This is a genomic window from Streptomyces yunnanensis (genome assembly GCF_029011865.1).
GTDB lineage: Bacteria > Actinomycetota > Actinomycetes > Streptomycetales > Streptomycetaceae > Streptomyces > Streptomyces yunnanensis.
On sequence record NZ_CP095749.1, the window covers coordinates 9,225,059 to 9,243,293 of the forward strand.

At 71.1% G+C, this 18,235-nt stretch carries 18 protein-coding genes; 11 read left to right on the forward strand and 7 right to left on the reverse strand.

Annotation, left to right across the window (positions count from 1 at the left end; translation table 11 throughout):
- Window positions 1–94: 94 nt before the first annotated feature.
- Entirely contained in the window at window positions 95–652 is a 558-nt protein-coding gene (locus MOV08_RS40575; RefSeq protein WP_420834256.1) for a MarR family winged helix-turn-helix transcriptional regulator, read from the forward strand.
- 82 nt (window positions 653–734) lie between these two features.
- Entirely contained in the window at window positions 735–2,147 is a 1,413-nt protein-coding gene (locus MOV08_RS40580; protein WP_275311195.1) for an alpha/beta hydrolase family protein, read from the forward strand.
- A gap of 7 nt (window positions 2,148–2,154) precedes the next feature.
- Here MOV08_RS40580 and MOV08_RS40585 read toward each other — a convergent pair whose 3' ends face one another.
- A complete protein-coding gene (locus MOV08_RS40585; protein WP_143179587.1) occupies window positions 2,155–2,505 on the reverse strand; it encodes a hypothetical protein in 351 nt (116 codons plus the stop codon).
- Entirely contained in the window at window positions 2,492–2,755 is a 264-nt protein-coding gene (locus tag MOV08_RS40590; protein ID WP_275311196.1) for a hypothetical protein, read from the reverse strand. The genes MOV08_RS40585 and MOV08_RS40590 overlap by 14 nt, the downstream gene beginning before the upstream one ends.
- Window positions 2,756–2,918: 163 nt before the next feature.
- Here MOV08_RS40590 and MOV08_RS40595 point away from each other — a divergent pair, with 163 nt between their 5' ends.
- The 5 genes from MOV08_RS40595 (at window position 2,919) to MOV08_RS40615 (ending at window position 8,734) form a co-directional block, all read left to right on the forward strand.
- Entirely contained in the window at window positions 2,919–3,950 is a 1,032-nt protein-coding gene (locus MOV08_RS40595) for a cytochrome P450 (RefSeq protein WP_275311197.1), read from the forward strand.
- Entirely contained in the window at window positions 3,944–4,588 is a 645-nt protein-coding gene (locus MOV08_RS40600) for a TetR/AcrR family transcriptional regulator (protein ID WP_275311198.1), read from the forward strand. The genes MOV08_RS40595 and MOV08_RS40600 overlap by 7 nt, the downstream gene beginning before the upstream one ends.
- 236 nt (window positions 4,589–4,824) lie before the next feature.
- Entirely contained in the window at window positions 4,825–6,855 is a 2,031-nt protein-coding gene (locus MOV08_RS40605; protein WP_275311199.1) for a LodA/GoxA family CTQ-dependent oxidase, read from the forward strand.
- Entirely contained in the window at window positions 6,852–8,012 is a 1,161-nt protein-coding gene (locus MOV08_RS40610) for an NAD(P)/FAD-dependent oxidoreductase (protein WP_275311200.1), read from the forward strand. The genes MOV08_RS40605 and MOV08_RS40610 overlap by 4 nt, the downstream gene beginning before the upstream one ends.
- A complete protein-coding gene (locus tag MOV08_RS40615) occupies window positions 8,009–8,734 on the forward strand; it encodes a hypothetical protein (protein ID WP_275311201.1) in 726 nt (241 codons plus the stop codon). The genes MOV08_RS40610 and MOV08_RS40615 overlap by 4 nt, the downstream gene beginning before the upstream one ends.
- A gap of 82 nt (window positions 8,735–8,816) precedes the next feature.
- Here MOV08_RS40615 and MOV08_RS40620 read toward each other — a convergent pair whose 3' ends face one another.
- Window positions 8,817–9,641 (reverse strand): lipase family protein, encoded by an 825-nt coding sequence (locus tag MOV08_RS40620; protein WP_203232650.1) that lies wholly within the window; start codon window positions 9,639–9,641, stop codon window positions 8,817–8,819.
- Between the two features lie 246 nt (window positions 9,642–9,887).
- On the opposite strand from MOV08_RS40620, the gene MOV08_RS40625 reads away from it, so the two are divergent.
- The gene (locus MOV08_RS40625; RefSeq protein WP_275311202.1) at window positions 9,888–11,021 is read left to right on the forward strand and encodes an oxygenase MpaB family protein; all 1,134 of its coding nucleotides are present in this window, start codon (window positions 9,888–9,890) and stop codon (window positions 11,019–11,021) included.
- 181 nt (window positions 11,022–11,202) lie between these two features.
- The gene (locus MOV08_RS40630; RefSeq protein ID WP_275311203.1) at window positions 11,203–12,336 is read left to right on the forward strand and encodes a D-alanine--D-alanine ligase family protein; all 1,134 of its coding nucleotides are present in this window, start codon (window positions 11,203–11,205) and stop codon (window positions 12,334–12,336) included.
- Here the strand turns inward: MOV08_RS40630 and MOV08_RS40635 are convergent.
- Window positions 12,333–12,893 (reverse strand): TetR/AcrR family transcriptional regulator, encoded by a 561-nt coding sequence (locus MOV08_RS40635; RefSeq protein ID WP_275311205.1) that lies wholly within the window; start codon window positions 12,891–12,893, stop codon window positions 12,333–12,335. The genes MOV08_RS40630 and MOV08_RS40635 overlap by 4 nt on opposite strands.
- A 210-nt stretch (window positions 12,894–13,103) precedes the next feature.
- On the opposite strand from MOV08_RS40635, the gene MOV08_RS40640 reads away from it, so the two are divergent.
- Window positions 13,104–14,324 (forward strand): cytochrome P450, encoded by a 1,221-nt coding sequence (locus MOV08_RS40640; protein WP_039639275.1) that lies wholly within the window; start codon window positions 13,104–13,106, stop codon window positions 14,322–14,324.
- A 29-nt stretch (window positions 14,325–14,353) separates the two neighbouring features.
- Window positions 14,354–14,554 carry a ferredoxin gene (locus MOV08_RS40645; protein WP_039642975.1) on the forward strand — a complete coding sequence of 67 codons (201 nt, stop codon included), beginning with the start codon at window positions 14,354–14,356 and terminating at the stop codon, window positions 14,552–14,554.
- Window positions 14,555–14,660: 106 nt separating this feature from the next.
- Here MOV08_RS40645 and MOV08_RS40650 read toward each other — a convergent pair whose 3' ends face one another.
- The 3 genes from MOV08_RS40650 to MOV08_RS40660 form a co-directional block, all read right to left on the reverse strand.
- Entirely contained in the window at window positions 14,661–15,644 is a 984-nt protein-coding gene (locus MOV08_RS40650) for a helix-turn-helix domain-containing protein (RefSeq protein ID WP_275311206.1), read from the reverse strand.
- A 362-nt stretch (window positions 15,645–16,006) separates the two neighbouring features.
- Window positions 16,007–16,588 (reverse strand): HAD family acid phosphatase, encoded by a 582-nt coding sequence (locus MOV08_RS40655; protein WP_275311208.1) that lies wholly within the window; start codon window positions 16,586–16,588, stop codon window positions 16,007–16,009.
- Between the two features lie 257 nt (window positions 16,589–16,845).
- Window positions 16,846–18,048 (reverse strand): Gfo/Idh/MocA family protein, encoded by a 1,203-nt coding sequence (locus tag MOV08_RS40660; protein ID WP_275311209.1) that lies wholly within the window; start codon window positions 18,046–18,048, stop codon window positions 16,846–16,848.
- Window positions 18,049–18,235 lie beyond the last annotated feature (187 nt).

The window sequence follows — 18,235 nt, forward strand, 5'->3', positions numbered from 1 at the left end:
GGAGAGCCGGGCTCGATCCGCGCCGAACCGCCATCTGGAAGCTAAGACCAATAATTGTTGACGTCAATGGTTGTCGGCGACATCAGTTTTCGCCATGCTGGGCACACGCACCGCGCACCGGTCCCCGGGGGCCTCGAACAGGGAGCACGCCATCACCAGCCAGCGACCGCACGCCCGCAAGCCGGAACCCGTCGACGCCGACCAACCCTGGATGCGGGGCCTGCACTCCGACACCGGCTATCTCCTCTACCGGCTCGGCCTGCGCTCCGGGCAGCTGTTCAACGCCGCGCTCCAGGAGTCCGGGGTGCGGCTGCGCCACTACGCACTGCTGCGCTACCTCGCCACCGTCGAGGGCGCTCCGCAACGCGAGTTGAGCACCCGCCTCGGCTACGACCCCAGCGCCATCGTCGGCCTCGTCGACGACCTGGCGGCCCTCGGATTCGTCGAGCGCCGCCCCGCACCCGGCGACCGGCGCAGTCGCATCGTGGTCCTCACCGACGACGGCCGGGCGTTCCTGCGCGACACCGACCTGATGAGCCGTCGGGTCACCGACGAACTGCTCCAACCGCTGTCCGAGGACCAACGGCGCACCCTGCACGCGCTCCTGCTGCGCACCTCGGACCCCGACCCGGATCGGCCCGACCCGGCCTGATCCGGCCTGATCTGACGCGCGCGGGCCGCAACGCCGCGGCCACCGTCCCTCCCGCAGTTCCGACCGAGGAGGAAGTCCGCCCGTGAAGCACCGCACCCCCGCCCCGCGCGGCGCCGCCGTCCTGGCCGCCGCCCTGCTCGCCGCCGGCACCCTCGGCGCCACCGCACCGGCGCACGCCGCCGGGCAGCCCGTCCACCTCGAAGGCACGCTGGCCTCCGGCGCCGGCTACGTGCTCGACGTACCGGCCCACTGGCGCGGCACCCTGCTGCTCTTCAGCCACGGATACCGTCCGTCGGGCACCGACAATCCGGCCCAGGACGCTCCCGACGACACCACCAGGAAGCTGCTCCTCGCCGAGGGCTACGCGCTCGCCGGTTCCTCCTACGCCACCACCGGCTGGGCCGTCGAACAGGCCGTGCCCGACCAGCTCGCCACCCTCGACACCTTCGCCACGAAGGTCGGCAGGGCCCGCCGCACCCTCGCCTGGGGCCAGTCCTACGGCGGCCTGGTGACCACCGCCCTCGCCGAACGCCACCCCGACCGCATCGACGGGTCACTGTCCACCTGCGGCCTGGTCCAAGGCGGCGTCGCCAACTGGAACTCCACCCTCGACCCGGTCTTCGCCCTGAAGACGCTGCTCGCCCCCGGCGCGGACATCCCGCTGACCGGCCTGCGCGACCCGGCCCGTGCCCGCGCCGCGGCACGGGCCCTGACCCGCGTCGTCACCCGGGCCCAGGGCAGCGCCACCGGTCGCGCCCGGACCGCCCTGGCCGCCGCCCTGCACAACATCCCCGGCTGGAACGACCCGGCCCAGCCGCGTCCCCGCCCCACCGACTACCCGGCCCAACAGGTCAACCAGTACCAGGCGCTGACCGGCCTGATGGCCATGCCCGCGTTCGTCTGGCGCCAGGAGGCCGAACGCCGAGCCGGCGGCAACATGTCGTGGAACACCGGCGTGAACTACACCGCCATGCTCCGCCACTCCGCCGACCACCAGGAGGTCAAGGCCCTCTACCAGGCCGCCGGACTGTCCCTCGCCCACGATCTCGCCACGCTGGAGCAGGCCCCCAGGCTCGGCGCCGACCCCGCGGCCGTCGCCTACATGGCCGAGAACATCGCCTTCACCGGCAGGCTCCGCACACCCCAACTCGACATCCACACCACCGGTGACGCCCTGATCCCCGTCCAGTCCGAAAGCGCCTACCGGCGCACGGCGGCCACCGCCGGCACCACCGGCCTCCTGCGCCACGCCTACGTGGACAACGCCGGCCACTGCACCTTCACCCCCGCCGAGCGGGTCGCCGCGCTGCACACCGTCGACCGGCGGATCACCACCGGCCACTGGGGCGACACCGGAGCCACCGCCCTCAACGCCGAGGCCCGCCGAATCGACCCCGGCTCCCCGGCTCGCTACCGCCCCTTCGCGCCGGGTCCCTACCCCCGTCCCTTTGACCTCGCCCACCCCACGAACGCCCCGCGCCCGGGGCGCAACTGACGTCTCCTCACTCCACGTGCCCGCAGGCGGAGCAGACGAACTGGCTCTCCTGCGTGGGATTCCCGTCCTCGTCGGTCTCCACCGTCCGGTACATGGTGCCGCCGCACTTGCCGCAGCCTCGGGTCTGAATGAGCTGGCCCATGGTCAGATCCTCCATCGGGGAGCGCGTGCGGCACCCGCCGCGCAGCGCCATCGCGTAGTCGAGCAGGACGAACGCCTCTTGCCGGCCCCGCTCACGAATGGTGATGTCGTCCGCGGTCTCACCCGTCGCCGCGACGCGACCACATCGATAACAGCAGTGCCGGTTACTCTGCGGCCCCGGCTCCAGCATCGGCAAGCCGCAGTCAGGACAGTCCACTGTCGGCCTCCTTGACGAATCCGCACCGCGCGCAGACGGCGATCGGACGCCCGTCCCGATCGCGCTGGCCCCACATGGTGTTCCAGCACTGCGGGCAGCCGCTGGTGTGGATGCCGCGCGGCCCGAGCGGCGGCGGCTCGGGCGTGGACTCCACATAGGCGATGATCAGCGCCCGGTCCCGCTCGCTGTTCCCTGCCATACGTAGCAGGTTCGCCAGCCGCGACCGCGCTTCGTCGGCGAAGATCCCCATGGCGCGGAGGGTATCGGGCGCGCGCCCCCGAAACGACGACCTCCCCCGGAGTGCACTCGAACAGTTGAGATGACCAAGCCGCCCCAGATGTAAGTCAGTTGCTTGACTTACGAACGGGCCCGGCGTTGACTGCTCCCCGACCCCAGGACGAAGGGAGACGGTGGTGAGCCACGACAACGGCGGCCCCGCACGGGCCTATCCGCCGGCCGTACCGGGTGCGTTGGAGGCGCCCGCGGAGTGGGCGGAACTGCGCGCCGCCTGCCCGGTGGCTCCGGTCACCCTGCCCAGCGGTGACCGGGCCGCGCTGCTCACCCGCTACGCCGACGTCAAGCAGGTGCTGTCCGACCCCCGCTGCACCCGCCGGCTCGACGAGATGGTGGCGCACGGGCCCCCCGCCGACCTCAAGGCGAGCATCGGCTTCCCGCTGCCGGTATGGGTCATCTGCGATCTGCTCGGTGTCCCCGAAACCGACCGGGACCGGTTCTCCCGCTGGTCCGACGTGCTGCTCAACCTCGACCGCTACGGGCAGCACGAGATCGACGCCGCCCAGCGGGACTTCCACGCCTATATGGCCGGGCATCTGGAGGCCAGGCGCGCCGAACCGGGAGAGGACCTGCTCAGCTCGCTGCTCACCACGACCGACGCCGACGGCGGGCGGCTGACCGACGACCAACTCGCCGCCACCGGCCAGGCACTGCTGATCGCCGGCCACGAGACCACGGCCAACATGATCGGCAAGATGCTGGCGATGCTGCTCGCCGACCGCCGCCGGTGGGAGCGCCTGGTCGCCGACCGCTCGTTGGTGCGCACCGCGGTGGAGGAGGTGCTGCGGTTCGACGCCAACTCCGGCTTCGGCATGCCCCGTTACGTCACGGAGGACATCGAGGTCGGCGGGACCGTGCTGGCCCGCGGCACGACACTGGTGTGCAGCATGGCCGCGGCCAACCGCGACGAGGAGGCGTTCGCCGGCGCCGCGGGGATGAGCCTGGACCGCAGCCCCAACGCCCACCTCGCCTTCGGCGCCGGCCCGCACTCCTGCCTGGGCCAGGCACTCGCCCGCACCGAACTCCAGGTCGTGCTCGACGTGCTGCTGCGCCGACTGCCCAGCCTCGAACTGGCCGTGGCCCCGGACGCGTTGCGCCGTATCGAGGGGCTGGTCGTCGGCGGCCTGTGCGAGGTGCCGGTCCGGTGGTGAAGGGGTCCGTCAAGGCCGCCCGTTCCGCGGAGACCCGGGAGGCCATCCTCGCCGCGGCGGAGCGCCTGTTCGCCGAGCACGGCGTGTTCGTCGTCTCCAACCGGCAGATCAGCGAGGCGGCCGGGCAGGGCAACAACGCCGCGGTCGGCTACCACTTCGGCACCAAGACCGACCTGATCCGGGCCATCGTCCGCCGGCACGCCGAGCCGATCGACGCGCTGCGGGTGCGCATGCTGGCCAGGGCCGGCGCCTCGCGCGAGGTGCGGGACTGGGTGGCCTGCCTGGTCCGGCCGGGCGCCCAGCACCTGAGCTGCCTGGGCGCCCCGACCTGGTACGCGCGGTTCGCCGCCCAGCTGATGACCGACCCCGTCCTGCGCGAGTTGATGATCGACGAGGCGTTCGGCCCGTCCATCGTGAACAGCCTCGACGGCCTCAACCGGTGCCTGCCCGATCTGCCGCCCGCCGTCCGACTCGAACGCGGCGACATGGCACGGCAGCTGATGGTGCACACGCTCGCCGAGCGGGAACGCGCGCTCGCCGACGGCACTCCCACCGTCCACGCCGACTGGGACGCCTACGCGGACGGGCTCATCGACGCGATCACCGGCCTCTGGCGCGCCCCCGCGACCGCGACCTGACCGCACCCGCATCCGGCCCGGGGCGCCGCAACCGTTCGCCCCGCACCCGCCGTCCGACTGGCGGAGCGACACCACCCGTCCGGCCGTACCGGGTGGCCGGCCCGGCGCGCGGCGGCGGTGCATCGGGGTGAACGCACCACCCATTAGGACGCACTGGGATCGCCAGGCAATGCAGAGATAACGACTATTACGTAACTGGGGGCACCCTAGACATCTCTCCATCATGAGGTCCCGTAATGGATCAGCAGATCGTCCAAATCAAGATCCATCCGGCCATCGGCATAGCCCGGGTCGGCAACAGCGACCAGCCGGCCTTCATAGGGCCGGAGTCGCCGGACGAGCCGCCGCTGGCGCTCGGCTCGTACAAGGACAGCTCAGGCAAGATCATCAAGCAGGCCGCCCGTTTCCGGATCTACGGCTACAACAAGGCGGGCGAGGTCGTCCGCGAACTGAAGCTCGGCCGGGACGACGTCACCGGGATCCGGTGGTCGGTGCACCTGGCCAACAAGAAGGCCGCCTGGTACCAGTTCCACTTCCCGCTCGACATCCCGGAGGCCACCGACCCGGACAAGCTGAAGCCGGACATGCGACGGCGGCGGAACGCCGACGTCACGGGTGCGGACCGCAAGAAGCTCGTCATCGACTCCGGCCGGCAGACCATCGAGGCCCCCCGGAAGCAGCCCTGCACCCTCGCAGGCGAGATCATGGGCAGGCAGGTCACGCTCGGCCAGGCGTACGCCGCATCCGACGGTCGACTGCTCGTGGCCGGCGGCGACGGCACGTCGGCCTCCTGGGACGAGGAACACCACCCGATCTCCGGGGTGGCCAACAACGACACGTGGTACGACAACGTCTCCGACGGTCCGATCACCGCCGAGGTGACCATCGGCGGCGTCACCAGGACCGCCAGTCCGGCCTGGGTCGTCGTCGGCCCGCCCCACTACGCCCCCGGTGTGAAGACCATCCGCACCCTCTACGACCTGCTCTACGACGTGTTCGTCACCGAGCAGACCCTGGAGGTGAAGGACCCGCCCTCCTACCCGGAGGACGTCGAACCGCTGCTGGCCCGCTTCTGCGAACTGCAGTGGGTCAACCACGGCTTCGCCACCCAGTTCGGCTGGAACGGCCCGCACCACTTCCTCGACCCGGCGATGCGCAAGCGTCTCAACGACCCCAGCGAGACCAGCCGGGACCTGCGCCGGCAGATCTACCACCAGATGCGCGACTACGACCGGGACGGGGTCTCGCCCGTACCCTGGCCGTGGATCTACGGCGACGGCATGAGCAGCGGCAAGGCCACCTCCGTCCGCCAGCACCTCACCCTCTCGCCCACCCAGGACCGGATCCTGGCCCAGTGGGCCGACGGCACCTTCGTCCCCGGTCCGCCGTGCACCGGTCACCCCGACGTGGACCAGGCCCCCGTCGCCCAGCAGCCCGGCCTGCTGGACCGCGCCGCACTCGACAACTGCGCCGCCGACGCCTTCCACCCCGGCAGCGAGGTCACCTGGCCGATCCGCCACAAGACCATGTTCTCGGAGCCGTTCCGCATGCTGCACCGCGACGAGGGCACCCCGGAGCCCGACTACGGCGACGAGTTCAAGGTCGCCGAGATGCTGGGCAAGAACGGCCCGCTGCACGCGCAGGGCCCCGGCGACCTCACCCGCTGGATGGCCGCACCGTGGCAGTGCGACACCGCCAGCTGCCGCTTCGGCTATCAGGTGCGGTCCAACCTCGGCCCCCGCTACAGCCCCTACCTGCCCACCTTCTGGCCCGCCCAGATGCCCAACCACGTCCTGAAGAAAGCGGACTTCGACACCGTCAACACCAAGCCGGGCGGTGGCGACGACACCGTCCGGGAGAAGGCGTTCGAGAACCGGGCGGTCTGGCTGCGCGGCCTGAAGGACGCGGAGTACAACAAGCAGCGCCGGCAGATGATCGACGACTGGTACAAGTTCGGCATCGTCGAGCCGCACGAATACACCGTCGGCGACGGCAAGTTCCCCCGGTACATCCAGGTCGAGTCCGAGCCCGGCTACCCGCCGGCCCCCGACCACGCCAACCTCATCAACATCCACGTGCCCGAGGCCGGCGTCCCCCAGCGGGCCGCGGCGGCCGGAACCTGGCGCGGCGCCCTCTCCGCCGAGGCCGTCGAGTCCGCCCTGGTCCGGCAGGCGATCGAGGAGGTCAAGCAGCTGACCGGCTACGACGAGTCGGCGATCGCCGCCGGCTACCTGGAGAAGCTCGACCCGTTCCACGAGAACCAGTGAGTCGAGCACCGGCGAGCCCCGCCCCCGCCTATGACGTGGTGGTCGCGGGCGGCGGCCCGGCCGGCTGCGCCGCCGCGCTCACCCTCGTCCGGGCCGGGCGCCGGGTGCTGCTGGCCGACGCCGGCATCGGGCCGCCGAAGGTCGGCGAGGCGCTGGTCTCCGTCGGCCAGCTGCTGCTGGCCGACCTCGGCGTCGTGCACCCGGTCCTGGACACCGGCCATCTGCCCTGCCACGGCAACCAGTCCGCCTGGGGCTCGTCCGCACTGCACGAGGTGGACGCGCTCCGCGACCCCTACGGCCACGGCTGGCACCTCGACCGCGTGCTGTTCGACCGGCGGCTGCGGGCGGCCACCCGGGCCGCGGGCGCGGAGGTCGCCGAACTCACCGCCGTCCGGCGGCCCGAACGGCAGCCGGACGGCATCTGGCAGGTCCCGCTGCGCGACCGCACCGACCGGGGCGGCGCACGCACGGTCCACTGCCGCTGGCTGATCGACGCCACCGGGCGGGGCGCCGCGCTCGCGGTCCACGCCGGCGCCCGCCGGCGGACCGGCGACCGGCTGACCGCCTTCCACGTCCTCCTCGACCCGGCACGGGACGGCACCACCGACGACCGTTCACTGGTCGAATCCGACCGGGACGGCTGGTGGTACACCGCCCAGCTGCCCTCCCGGCAGCGCCTCGTCGCCTACTTCACCGACCCCGACCTGCCCCTCGCCGCCGTCCGCGGCGTCGAGGGGTTCCGCGACCGACTGCTGGCCACCCGGCACGTATCCCGCCGGGCCCGCCCGCACGGACTGACCGCCCTCCGGCGCCCCCGCCGTGCCCCCGCGCACACCGCCCACCTGGACCGGGTGCACGGGGACGGCTGGACCGCCGCCGGAGACGCGGCCGCCGCCTTCGACCCGCTCAGCTCCCAGGGCATCGTGACCGCCCTCTACACCGGGCTGAGCGCGGGCGAGGCGGTGGACGCCCGACTGCGCGGCGACCGCACGGCACTGGCCGGCTACGCGGCGAAGGTCGCCGATACCCGTGCCGCCTACCAGGACGGCCACCGCGCCGTCCACGCCCAGGAAACCCGATGGGCCGACCGGCCCTTCTGGGCCCGGCGGCACCGCACCTCCCACCCCCACACAACGAAAGGCAACCCCGCGTCATGAGCAACGGAACCGACCCGACCCCGCACGGCGGACACGAGCACATCCACCGCTTCCTGATCCTGGGCAAGGAGAAGCTGTTCTTCTACCACCTCGCCCTGTACAAGGAGACCTCCGGCCACAACTACCAGGCGGTCTTCACCTTCGACATCCAGGACGACGGCGGGCTGCACAAGATGTACCTGGCGGACCTGGAGAAGAACAAGGACCGGCGGGTCTTCTACTCCCTGCGCTGCCCGCACCACTTCGAACTCCCGGAGCTGCAGGACGGCAAGGAGTTCAGGGTCCACCTGGAGCGCGTGGTGGTCAAGGACAACGGCGACCGCGACTTCCAGCAGATGACCACGACGGAGACCCAGGTGAAGTGCCGGCCGGCGGACGTCCTCTCCTTCCGCAAGCTCGGGGGTCTGGACTACCCCGACCACCTGACCTACCTGGTGTTCGGCGAAGGCAACGAGATCCACATCGCCCACCAGCTCGCCCAGCGCCCCAACTGGGACGAGGTCGTCACCGTCGCCGCCAGCCCGGCCATCGACGCGACCACGCTGAAGAAGGTCCCGACCCTCGTCTTCTCCTCGATCGAGGACCCCAAGGGAGTGGTCCAGGAAAGCCCGCTGAAGAAGGACCAGACGTACCAGGGCAAGATCAGCGCGAACGGCCAGACGGTGGAGATCGTCGTCGGCCGCCAGGGCTGGTGGAACCACACCAGCCTCAACAACACCTGACGGCCTCCGGCGGCCGAGCCGCCGTCCCCCGGCCCGGAGCACGACCTCGGTACGGCCCGGGCCGGGCCCCTCTGGTGAACCGTCAGGAGAGGTTCTGCTCGATGGCGGCGATATAGCGCTTGATCGAGTGGTCCCGGACGCCGTCCGCAGCGGGCGCGAAGGCGTCCGCGGTCAGCCCCTTGGCCCGGTCCGCCAGACCGCCGAGCAACCCCATGGAGTCATGCAGCTTGCCGCCCGCGTCGATGTACCTGAGCGCCTCGACATGCGTGAAGACGGGCTCGGGCGGAAGCTGTGGAACGATGTCGTTGTTGTTGACGAACCGGTACATGCGGTTCGTGAAGCCCTTGTTGTAGGCGGCCGCCAGGATGCGGTCGCAGGTGCGGGGCTGCCCGTAGGTGTAGACGCCGTCCGCCTGGAGCCGGGGCTCCTCCAGATACATCCGCGCACCGGCGAGCATGGCGAGCGCACCGCCGAGACTGTGGCCGGTGAACCACACCGTCTGGTTGTCGGTGCGCAGTTCCGCAAGGGTGTCCTTGACCTCGGGGAAGATCGACTGGAGTGCCTCGGCGAAGCCGTAGTGCACATAGCCCGTGGTGGCCGGGCCCGGCCACGGGGGAGTGCTGGCGTCGGACAGCCAGTCACGGATCTGCGCCGGCTCCGTGCCGCGGAAGGCAGTGATGATCATGTGGTCGCTGGCCGCGGTGTATGCCTGGGTGTCTTCGAGCGGGAACGGCGGGGTGAACCGCGTCTGATGGTGGCGCACCTCGTCGAAGCCCCAGGAGCGGGCCTGGGAATCGATGGTGGCCTCGTCCTTGTAGGCGAGATCGGATGCCTGGGCCAGCCAGTAGGCCAACGGGAGGCTGTACCCGGTCGTCGCGTGGTGATCGATCGCGGACGGTGCGGACATGCGGGCTCCTTTCGTGGTGCGCTGTGCTCGCGCCGTGCGGGCGGACCGCCCCGGTGCGAGGTCGGTCCTTTCGTAGTGGCAGCGGACCGGACGACGGCTGTCGCCGCGCCCGTGATCCCTCGAACGGCGTGACGACGGAAAGGTGCTGACGGCGGCGCCCCAAATCGAGCACGCCAACGGCGCCGTCCACGTACGGGTGATGCTCCCGCCGGAGTCCCGTCCGGACTGGTAGAGGTGTGCGTCACCATGACGAATCGCGAGGAGGCGGAGATGTCCGCTGGTGTGTGGACGGACGAGTTGCTCGACCGGATGCGGAAGGCCGGGGACGCGGCGGCCGACGCCGCGATCGAGGAGACCTACGCCTCGGGCGAGCAGGAGCGGGTGCGCCAGGCACTCCACGGATTCGGCAGGAACAGCGACGCGGTGCCGGACGGCCTCCCACCGCAGCTCCAGCGGTACTTCGAGCAGTCGGCCGTCCTGCCGGACTGGGCCGATCCGGCGCTGATGGACCGCGGCCGCAGCCTGCTCGGCCGCTACGAGGCACTGGTCGTCTCGACGCTGCTGTGCGGCTCCCTCCCGCTCTGCTACGGGTGCGGGGACGGGGCCCAGGTCCTCGCGCGCTCGCAGCGCCTGACCTCGGGGGTGTACCGCAGGCTGATGGAGACCTCGCAGTTCGTGGTCGACGTCCTCGACGACGGCGGCCTGGGTCCGCACGGACACGGGCTGCGCTCCGCGCAGAAGATCCGCCTGCTGCACGCCACCATGCGCTACCACGTCGGCCGCCAGGACGACTGGAACAGTGCCTGGGGACTGCCGGTCAACCAGGAGGACCTCGCCGGGACGTTGATGAGTTTCTCGGTCGCCATCCCCAACGGGCTCGTCAGCCTGGGAGTGGACCTTCCGCGTGCGGACCGCGACGCCTTCTTCCACATCTGGCGGGTGATCGGACACGTCCTGGGCGTCGACGACCAGCTCAATCCCGCCGGCTTCGACGACGGTGCCGCGCTCTTCGACACCATCCTCCGGCGCCAGCAGAAGTCCTCGGAGGCCGGCATCGTGCTGACCAAGGCCGTCCTGGACTTCATCCGCGACGTGCTGCCCGGCCCGGCCTTCGCCGGAGTGGGGCCGACGCTGATCCGGCACCTGATCGGCGACCGGGCGGCCGACCTGGTCAAGGTCCCCGCGGCGGACTTGAGCAAACTGGCCCTGCAGGCCGGTTCCGTCGTGAACTTCGGATACGGCAAGGCCGGCGACGGAGTGCCCCTCGCGGCGAAGGCCGCCAGCGAACTGGGACTGGTCGTGTTCAAGGAGGGCCTGCGGATGACCAACAAGGGCCGCCGCTACGAATGGCAGGTCCCCACCGGCCTCACGGAGGCATGACGGCGCCGTCCGTCGCGATGGATCCCCCTCCCTGCCGGGGACGCTCCGGCAGGGGACCGGGCGGTGGCACCAGGACCCGGTCCGCGGGAACGGTGGCACCCCGGGTGGACGAGCCTCCCGTGCCGTGCACCCGGCCCGCCCACACTGCGTTCGAGGAAGTTCTGAGGCGGAGGGCGCCGTAGTGTCGCATGCACGTCTGGTCGTGGGGCTCACCTACAACTTGCGCGGTGAGTCCATGGAGACCTTCGGTGCCGGACCACCCGAGGAGGGGGACGACGCCGAGTTCGACGAGTGGGCGACGGTGCAGACCGTCGCGGCCGTCCTGGAGGAGCTCGGCCACCGGTGTGTGGTGATCGGCTCGCTGCCGGCGCTGATGGCGCGGCTGCTGCGCGGCGAGCGGTGGGACCTCGTCTTCAATCTCGCCGAGGGCCATCACGGATACGCGCGCGAGGCCCAGATCCCGGCTCTGCTGGAGGAGTGGCGCATCCCCGCCACCTTCTCGGACCCGCTGTGCCTGTCCGTGTGTCTGCACAAGCCCACGACGCAACGGCTGCTCCGGCAAGCGGGGGTGGCGGCGGCGCCGTTCACCGTGGTGCGGCGGCCCGACGACCTCGACGCCGTCGATCTGCCGTACCCGCTGTTCGCCAAGCCGGTCGCCGAGGGCACCAGCAAGGGCATCGGGATCGACTCGCGGGTGACCGATCCGCGGCAACTCCACCTGGTCTGCGCCAAGTTGTGGGAGCGCCACGGTCAGCCGGTGATGGTCGAGCGCTATCTTCCGGGACCGGAGTACACCGTCGGTGTCCTCGGGGCCGGTGCGGAGGCCCGGCCGATCGGTGTCTCGCAACCCCTCTTCGACGAGCCGGCGGAGCCGTTCCTGACCGCGCTCAGAAAGCACGACGCGCCGCAGAAACCGGTCCCTGCGCGGCTCCTCGACGACACCACCGCGGCGCGGCGCATCGCCGCACTCGCGGTACAGGCGTGGCGCGCGCTCGGCTGCCGGGACGCCGGCCGGGTGGACCTGCGGTGCGATGCCGCCGGCGAGCCCTACGTCCTGGACGTCAACCCCCTGCCCGGGCTGAGCCCCACCTACTCGCTGCTGCCCCTCCAGTGGGAGAGCGCCGGCGGGACGTACCCCCAGCTCATCGCGCACATCATGGCTTCCGCCGAGCAGCGTCTGCCGGCGGAGACGGCGCCGGCGATCGCCACTGCGCCCGGTGGCACCGGCGTCCGATCCGGCCGGGCGGGATGGCGGTGGCCGAGGGCCTGCCGCGCACGGCCCGGCCCTGCCTATCGGACAGACGACAGGCCCTAGGGCCGGTCCGGCCCGCCCGTGCGCTTCGGGGCCGGGTGCAGGATCAGCGGTAGGTAGACGTCGTCGACGATGTCGGTGATGACGTCGTCCGCCACGGGCGCGCCGAAGAGCAGGAACTCGTTGCGCAGCAGGTCGGTGGCGACCGTGGCGCGCCGGGAGGTGAGGATCCGGGGTTCGATCTCGCCGCGTTCGGCGGCGCGCTCCAGGATGCCGCGAAGGGCCGCCGGGCCGACGGTGTGGACGCTTTCCCGGACCAGCTTGGCGAATTCGGGATCGCGGGTCATCTCGGCCAACAGGCCGCGCAGGATGCCGCCGAGCGGGCTGGCCACCTTGGCGGCGATCTGCCGCATCAGGTCGATCACGTCCGTGCGCAGGGCGCCGGTGTCGGGCGGCTCGATCGAGGCGAGGCCGGCCAACCTGCAGGCATCCATGACCAGTTCGGCGCGTCCGGGCCAGCGTCGGTAGAGGGCGGCCTTGCCGGTGCGGGCCCGGCTGGCCACCCGTTCCATCGTCAGCGCGGCGTAGCCGGTCTCGCTGAGCTCCTCCAGGGCCGCCATCAGGATGGCGTTCTCCAGCTCCGCGCCGCGGCGCCGGGGGCCCTTGCGGTGGTCGGCGGCGGGTGCGGTGGTGGGGTCGGCGTTGGGGGACAGCGTGACTCCTGGAGTTGTCTCGTAGAGGCCGTTGCGTTCTCTATGGGGTCAGTCTATTCTCCCGATTAGAGAACACAGCGTTCTTTAACGCGTGAGAAATCGATTCGGAGTGGACCGATGACCGATATCGCCACGACGCCCCAGGCCACGGATGCGCCTGCCTTCCCCAGTGACCGGACCTGCCCCTACCAGTTACCGGAGGGCTACGCCACGTTGCGGGACACCCCCGGGCCCCTGCACCGGGTGACCCTCTACGACGGCCGCCAGGTATGGGTGGTGACCAAGCACGAGGCGGCCCGCAAGCTGCTCGCCGATCCGCGCCTGTCCTCCAAGCGCACCGATGCCAACTTCCCCGCCACGTCCCCGCGCTTCGAGGTGGTCCGGGAGGGCCGGCCGGCGTTCATCGGCATGGACCCGCCCGAGCACGGCCCCAAGCGGCGGATGACGATCAGCGAGTTCACCGTCAAGCGGATCAAGGGCATGCGCCCGGAGGTCGAGGAGATCGTGCACGGCTTCCTCGACGAGATGCTCGCCTCGGGCCCGCCCGCCGATCTGGTCAGCCAGTTCTCGCTTCCGGTGCCGTCCATGGTGATCTGCCGACTGCTCGGCGTGCCCTACGCCGACCATGACTTCTTCCAGGACGCGAGCAAGCGCCTGGTGCAGGCCACGGACGTGGCGAGCGCCTCCACCGCGCGCCAGGACCTCGTGCGCTACATGGACGCACTCATCACCGCCTGTCAGGCCGAGCCCCGGCCGGGGCTCGTGAGCACCCTGGTCACCGAGCAGCTCGCCAAGGGCGAGATCGACCGTGAGGAACTGGCCTCCACGGCGATGCTGCTGCTCATCGCCGGTCACGAGACGACCGCGTCGATGACCTCCCTCAGCGTGATCACCCTGCTGGAACACCCCGAGCAGTACGCCGCGCTGCGCGAGGACCGCAGCCTCATCCCCGGTGCGGTGGAGGAACTGCTCCGCTACCTGGCCATCGCGGACATCGCCGGCGGGCGCATCGCCCTCGCCGACATCGAGATCGAGGGCCAGCTCATCCGGGCCGGCGAGGGCGTCATCGTCGTCAACTCCATAGCCAACCGCGACGGTTCGGTGTACGAGGACCCCGACTCCTTCGACGTCCGCCGCTCCGCGCGCCACCATCTGTCCTTCGGCTTCGGTGTGCACCAGTGCCTGGGACAGAACCTCGCCCGCCTGGAGCTGGAGGTCATCCTCAACGCGCTGATGGACCGCGTCCCGACGCTCGAACTGGCCGTTCCCGTCGACCGGTTGAAGCTGCGACCGGGCACCACGATCCAGGGCGTCAACGAGCTCCCGGTCACCTGGTGACGGAGCGGAAAGGGGGGAGAGGGATGACCATGCGAGTGAGCGTCGATCGGACGCTCTGCGTCGGTGCCGGGCTGTGCGCACTGACCGCTCCGGGGGTGTTCGACCAGGACGACGAGGGGGTCGTCACGGTGCTGCGGTCCGATCCCGCCGGCGACGACCGGCCGGCGGTCCGCGAGGCCGGCATGCTCTGCCCCTCCCGCGCCGTCCAGGTCGTCGAGGCCGACACGTAGCGGAGGGGCCCGGAGGAGGTCGACGCCGTTCGGCGGGCGGTTCCTTCGGGGCGGGCCGTGCCGGTCGCGCACCCGGCCGGCACCCCGCATCACCCCTCGACGCGCATCAGACCCACCCCTTTCGCGCGGCGTACAGGGCGAGTTGGAAGCGGGTGGTGGCGTCGGCGGCCCGGTTGAGCTGTTCCAGCTGGCGGGAGAGGGTGCGGCGGCTGATGCCGAGGAGTTCGGCGATGGTCTCGTCGGTGACGCCGCTGCCGAGCAGTTCCAGGATCCGGCGCTGGATCGGGCGCAGCGCGGGCGGCACCCGCTCGCCGAAGTGCAGCGGATAGGCGGACCGCCAGGAGGTCTCGAACAGTCCGGTGAGCGCCCGCAGCAGGCTGGACGGGCGGACCAGCAGCATCGAGTCGTTCACGTCGGTGTCGCCGAACGCCAGCGAGACGATGGCCAGCCGCTGGTCGAAGACGCCCAGCTTCACCGGCAGGGACTGGAGTACCCGTGCCTGCTCGCCCGCCGCGATGCACGGTCGGATGTTGCAGGCGTAGTAATCGCTGTTCTCCACCGCGGACTTGGAGTACACGATGCGATAGGAGACACCGCGCTCCAGGTTGCGGATCTCGGTCGGATTGGGCGTGCCGCCGGTGTGCCACGGCGGGGCGTCGAAGCGCAGCACCTCGGAGGTCGCGGCGTCCTCGACCTGGAGGATGCGCTCCACGATCTGTGGCCCGGTGACCACTTCGACGAGGTCGTCGGTGGCTTGCGGGTGCACCTGGCGCCGGTAGGTGCGGTAGGCGTCCATGGCCACCAGATGGGCCTGTTGGAGCTCCTCGGTACGGGCGCTGGCCAGGCGTCCGAGGCCGATGGAGGGTTCGATCGGCGCGATGCCGGCGCGATCGGGACCGTGGCTGGTGGCCAGGCCCAGGTGGATGAGCCGGGCGAGGGTGTGCTCCGCGTCGGCGGGCGTCCGGCCCAGCCGCCGGGCCAGTGCGGCGACGGTGGTGGGGCCGGTGTCCAACATGGCCAGATAGGTGGTGGCCTCGGTTGCCGACAGGCCGAGACGGATGAGGTGGGCCGGCCGGTCGTCGTCGCTCATGGGGGGCTCCGGGCGGGTGGGGGCTGAGGGGGAAACCCCCGCGCTCGCGGACGTGGGGTTGCGAGGCGCGAGGGTCGTGTGGGGCGTCGTTGTCCACCACAGGCTGCCCCGGCGACCCCGCTTGCGACAGCCCTTCGACACCGACCGCGCGGGCCGGTGAAACGCGGTCCCGCCGCACGGTGAACACCCGGTGGATGCCGCCCGACCGGTGCATTGCGCTCGACCGGTGCATTCCGCTGATCCGGTCCGTGCGGGACACCGGATTCCCGCCAGGAGCCATGAGTGTGGGCCCACCGATACCGATGGGCCCACACTCGTCACTCATGCCGCGCCAAGGAACGGGCATCTCCGGAATTCCGGAATCAACTCAACTGTCCGTCATAGTCGGGAAGTCTGAACCCCTTCTCGTAGTGTCCGCCCTCGAAGTCGGTGCTCCGATTACCGACATCGGCGACGAGGGTGTAGCCCTGCGCCTCGTACTTCTTCCGGCAGCCGAGCTTGACCTCGGCCTTGCCGGGGCTGTCGCCGTGCGGCTTGAGGCAGAGGCCGTCGACGGTGTACCCGGCCGACCTGAGCTCCTCGGTCGTGGAGTCCTGCTCGTCGGCGCCGCGATAGGACGCGAACAGCACCGCCGCGCCGTGCTCGTGGGCGTAGACGGTGGCCTTGAGGATCGCCTCGACCGGCTTGCCCCTGTCGTAGTGCGTCGCCAGCGACGTGTTGTCGATGTCCAGGACGGCCGCGGGCTTCTCGCCGCGCGTTCCCTGGGCCAGGCGGTCCTTGAGGTAGTCCTGGAGGGACGCGGCGACCGGCGCGACGTCGCCCAGCCACTCGCTCTCGCTCGGCAGCGCGCCCGGACGGCCGGCCGCCTGCGCCGAGAGGGGCACGGCCAGCAACATGCCCAGCGCCGCCCCCAGCGCAAGGGTGGTCCTCTTCCCCGTGACCATCTTTCCCACCACTCCTTTTCCTGTGTTTTTCAGGTGCTCTTCGTGTGTGCGTTCCGCTCGGTGGTCGACAGGGGAATTCCGGACCGGATCACGGGACATCGCGGCAGCCGTCGTCGTCCGGGGAGGAGAATTCCGGCACCGGAATCCCCGCAGTCACCCGGATCATTGCTACCTGAACCAGCGAACCCGTGGTGTCCACCTCGTGCCAGTGGCCACGATGGGCGCGCAACGCGAAACCGGCCGCGCCGGCCGCCGACTCAGGATTCCCGGGTCTCCGCGTCGTCCGCACCGGCGAAGTGGTCGACCAACTCCCTTGGCGGTGCCGGGACATCGACGGGAACACCGTCGGCGCGCAGTGAGGCGGTGGCGGCGCAGCCGGCGGCCACCGCCTGCCGCGCCGCCACCGGTGAGGTGAGCGTGGGACCGCCCGCGCGCACGAAATCCACGAACTCGGCCACCAGCCGCGGATCGGCCCCACCGTGCCCACCGTCGTCCGAGGGCACCTCGACCACCAGATCGGCGTCCGTGCGGTAGCCGCTGCGTCGGCTGTTCCACACCTTCACGACCGCACCCTCGGTGTCACCGAAGTTCTCCAGCCGGCCGTGGGTGCCGATGACGGTGTAGTTGCGCCAGTAGTCCGGCGTGTAATGGCACTGCTGATACGTGGCGAACACGCCGTTGTCCAGCCGCATGGTCATCATCGAGAGGTCCTCGACGTCGACCACGTCGTTCAGGCCGGTCAGCGAGGCGGGCGGCCAGTTCGTCTCGGGGGCGAACCACTCGGTCAACGTCCGCTCGCCCTGCCCGCCCCGTGCCGTGAGGTCGCCGTAGACGGTCAACCCGCCCATCGCCTGGGTCCGCACGGTGTAACCGCCGGCCAGCCAGTGGATCACGTCGATGTCGTGCGCGCCCTTCTGCAGCAACAGACCAGTGGTGCGGCGCCGGTCCGCATGCCAGTCCTTGAAGTAGAAGTCGCCGCCGTGGCCGACGAAGTGACGGCACCAGACGGCCTTGACCTCGCCGATGACGCCCTCGACGACCAGGTCGCGCATGGTCCGGATGACCGGCATGTGCCGCATGTTGTGCCCCACGTAGAGCCTGGTGCCGGTGCGCCGCGCCGCGTCCAGTACGCGGTCGCATCCCGCGGTGGTGATGGCCAGGGGCTTGTCGACGAAGACCGCGACGCCGGCCTCCAGGAAGGCGACGGCCAACTCCTCGTGGGTGTCGTCCGGCGTCGTCAGGATCACCGCGTCCGGTCCGGCGGCGAGCAACTGGTGGTGGTCGGCGTACCGGGCGGCCTCCGGATACAGCTCCCGACTGCGTTCCCGACGGGCCGCGACCGGGTCGCAGACCGCCACCACCTTCGCCGGCAGGCGCCCGTCGGCGATGTGCCTGCCGAGCGTTCCCCGCATGCCGAGGCCGACGACGGCGAACCGCAGCTCCCTCTGCGGCGGTGTCACCGACGTTTCCGGTGGCCGCGGTTCCTGCTGGTCACTGTGCTCTTGCCGGGTGCGGGACAACGTCATCGGCCTTTCCGTCGGTGGCTGTGGGCTGTGGGCTGTGGGCAGTTGGGGGAGGTGGTGGGAGGGAGGCGGTTGAAGGACCCCCGTGCCCTGTCCGTTTCGCGCGCTTGTGACCGTCGGGGGG

Excerpts from the sequence above, each read along its gene's own strand:
- MOV08_RS40575 (WP_420834256.1), top strand. The coding sequence starts at position 95 with ATGCTGGGCACACGCACCGCGCACCGGTCCCCGGGGGCCTCGAACAGG.
- MOV08_RS40590 (WP_275311196.1), bottom strand. The coding sequence starts at position 2,755 with ATGGGGATCTTCGCCGACGAAGCGCGGTCGCGGCTGGCGAACCTGCTA.
- MOV08_RS40605 (WP_275311199.1), top strand. The coding sequence starts at position 4,825 with ATGGATCAGCAGATCGTCCAAATCAAGATCCATCCGGCCATCGGCATA.
- MOV08_RS40615 (WP_275311201.1), top strand. The coding sequence starts at position 8,009 with ATGAGCAACGGAACCGACCCGACCCCGCACGGCGGACACGAGCACATC.
- MOV08_RS40620 (WP_203232650.1), bottom strand. The coding sequence starts at position 9,641 with ATGTCCGCACCGTCCGCGATCGATCACCACGCGACGACCGGGTACAGC.
- MOV08_RS40625 (WP_275311202.1), top strand. The coding sequence starts at position 9,888 with ATGACGAATCGCGAGGAGGCGGAGATGTCCGCTGGTGTGTGGACGGAC.
- MOV08_RS40635 (WP_275311205.1), bottom strand. The coding sequence starts at position 12,893 with ATGGCGGCCCTGGAGGAGCTCAGCGAGACCGGCTACGCCGCGCTGACG.
- MOV08_RS40640 (WP_039639275.1), top strand. The coding sequence starts at position 13,104 with ATGACCGATATCGCCACGACGCCCCAGGCCACGGATGCGCCTGCCTTC.
- MOV08_RS40645 (WP_039642975.1), top strand. The coding sequence starts at position 14,354 with ATGCGAGTGAGCGTCGATCGGACGCTCTGCGTCGGTGCCGGGCTGTGC.
- MOV08_RS40650 (WP_275311206.1), bottom strand. The coding sequence starts at position 15,644 with ATGAGCGACGACGACCGGCCGGCCCACCTCATCCGTCTCGGCCTGTCG.
- MOV08_RS40655 (WP_275311208.1), bottom strand. The coding sequence starts at position 16,588 with ATGGTCACGGGGAAGAGGACCACCCTTGCGCTGGGGGCGGCGCTGGGC.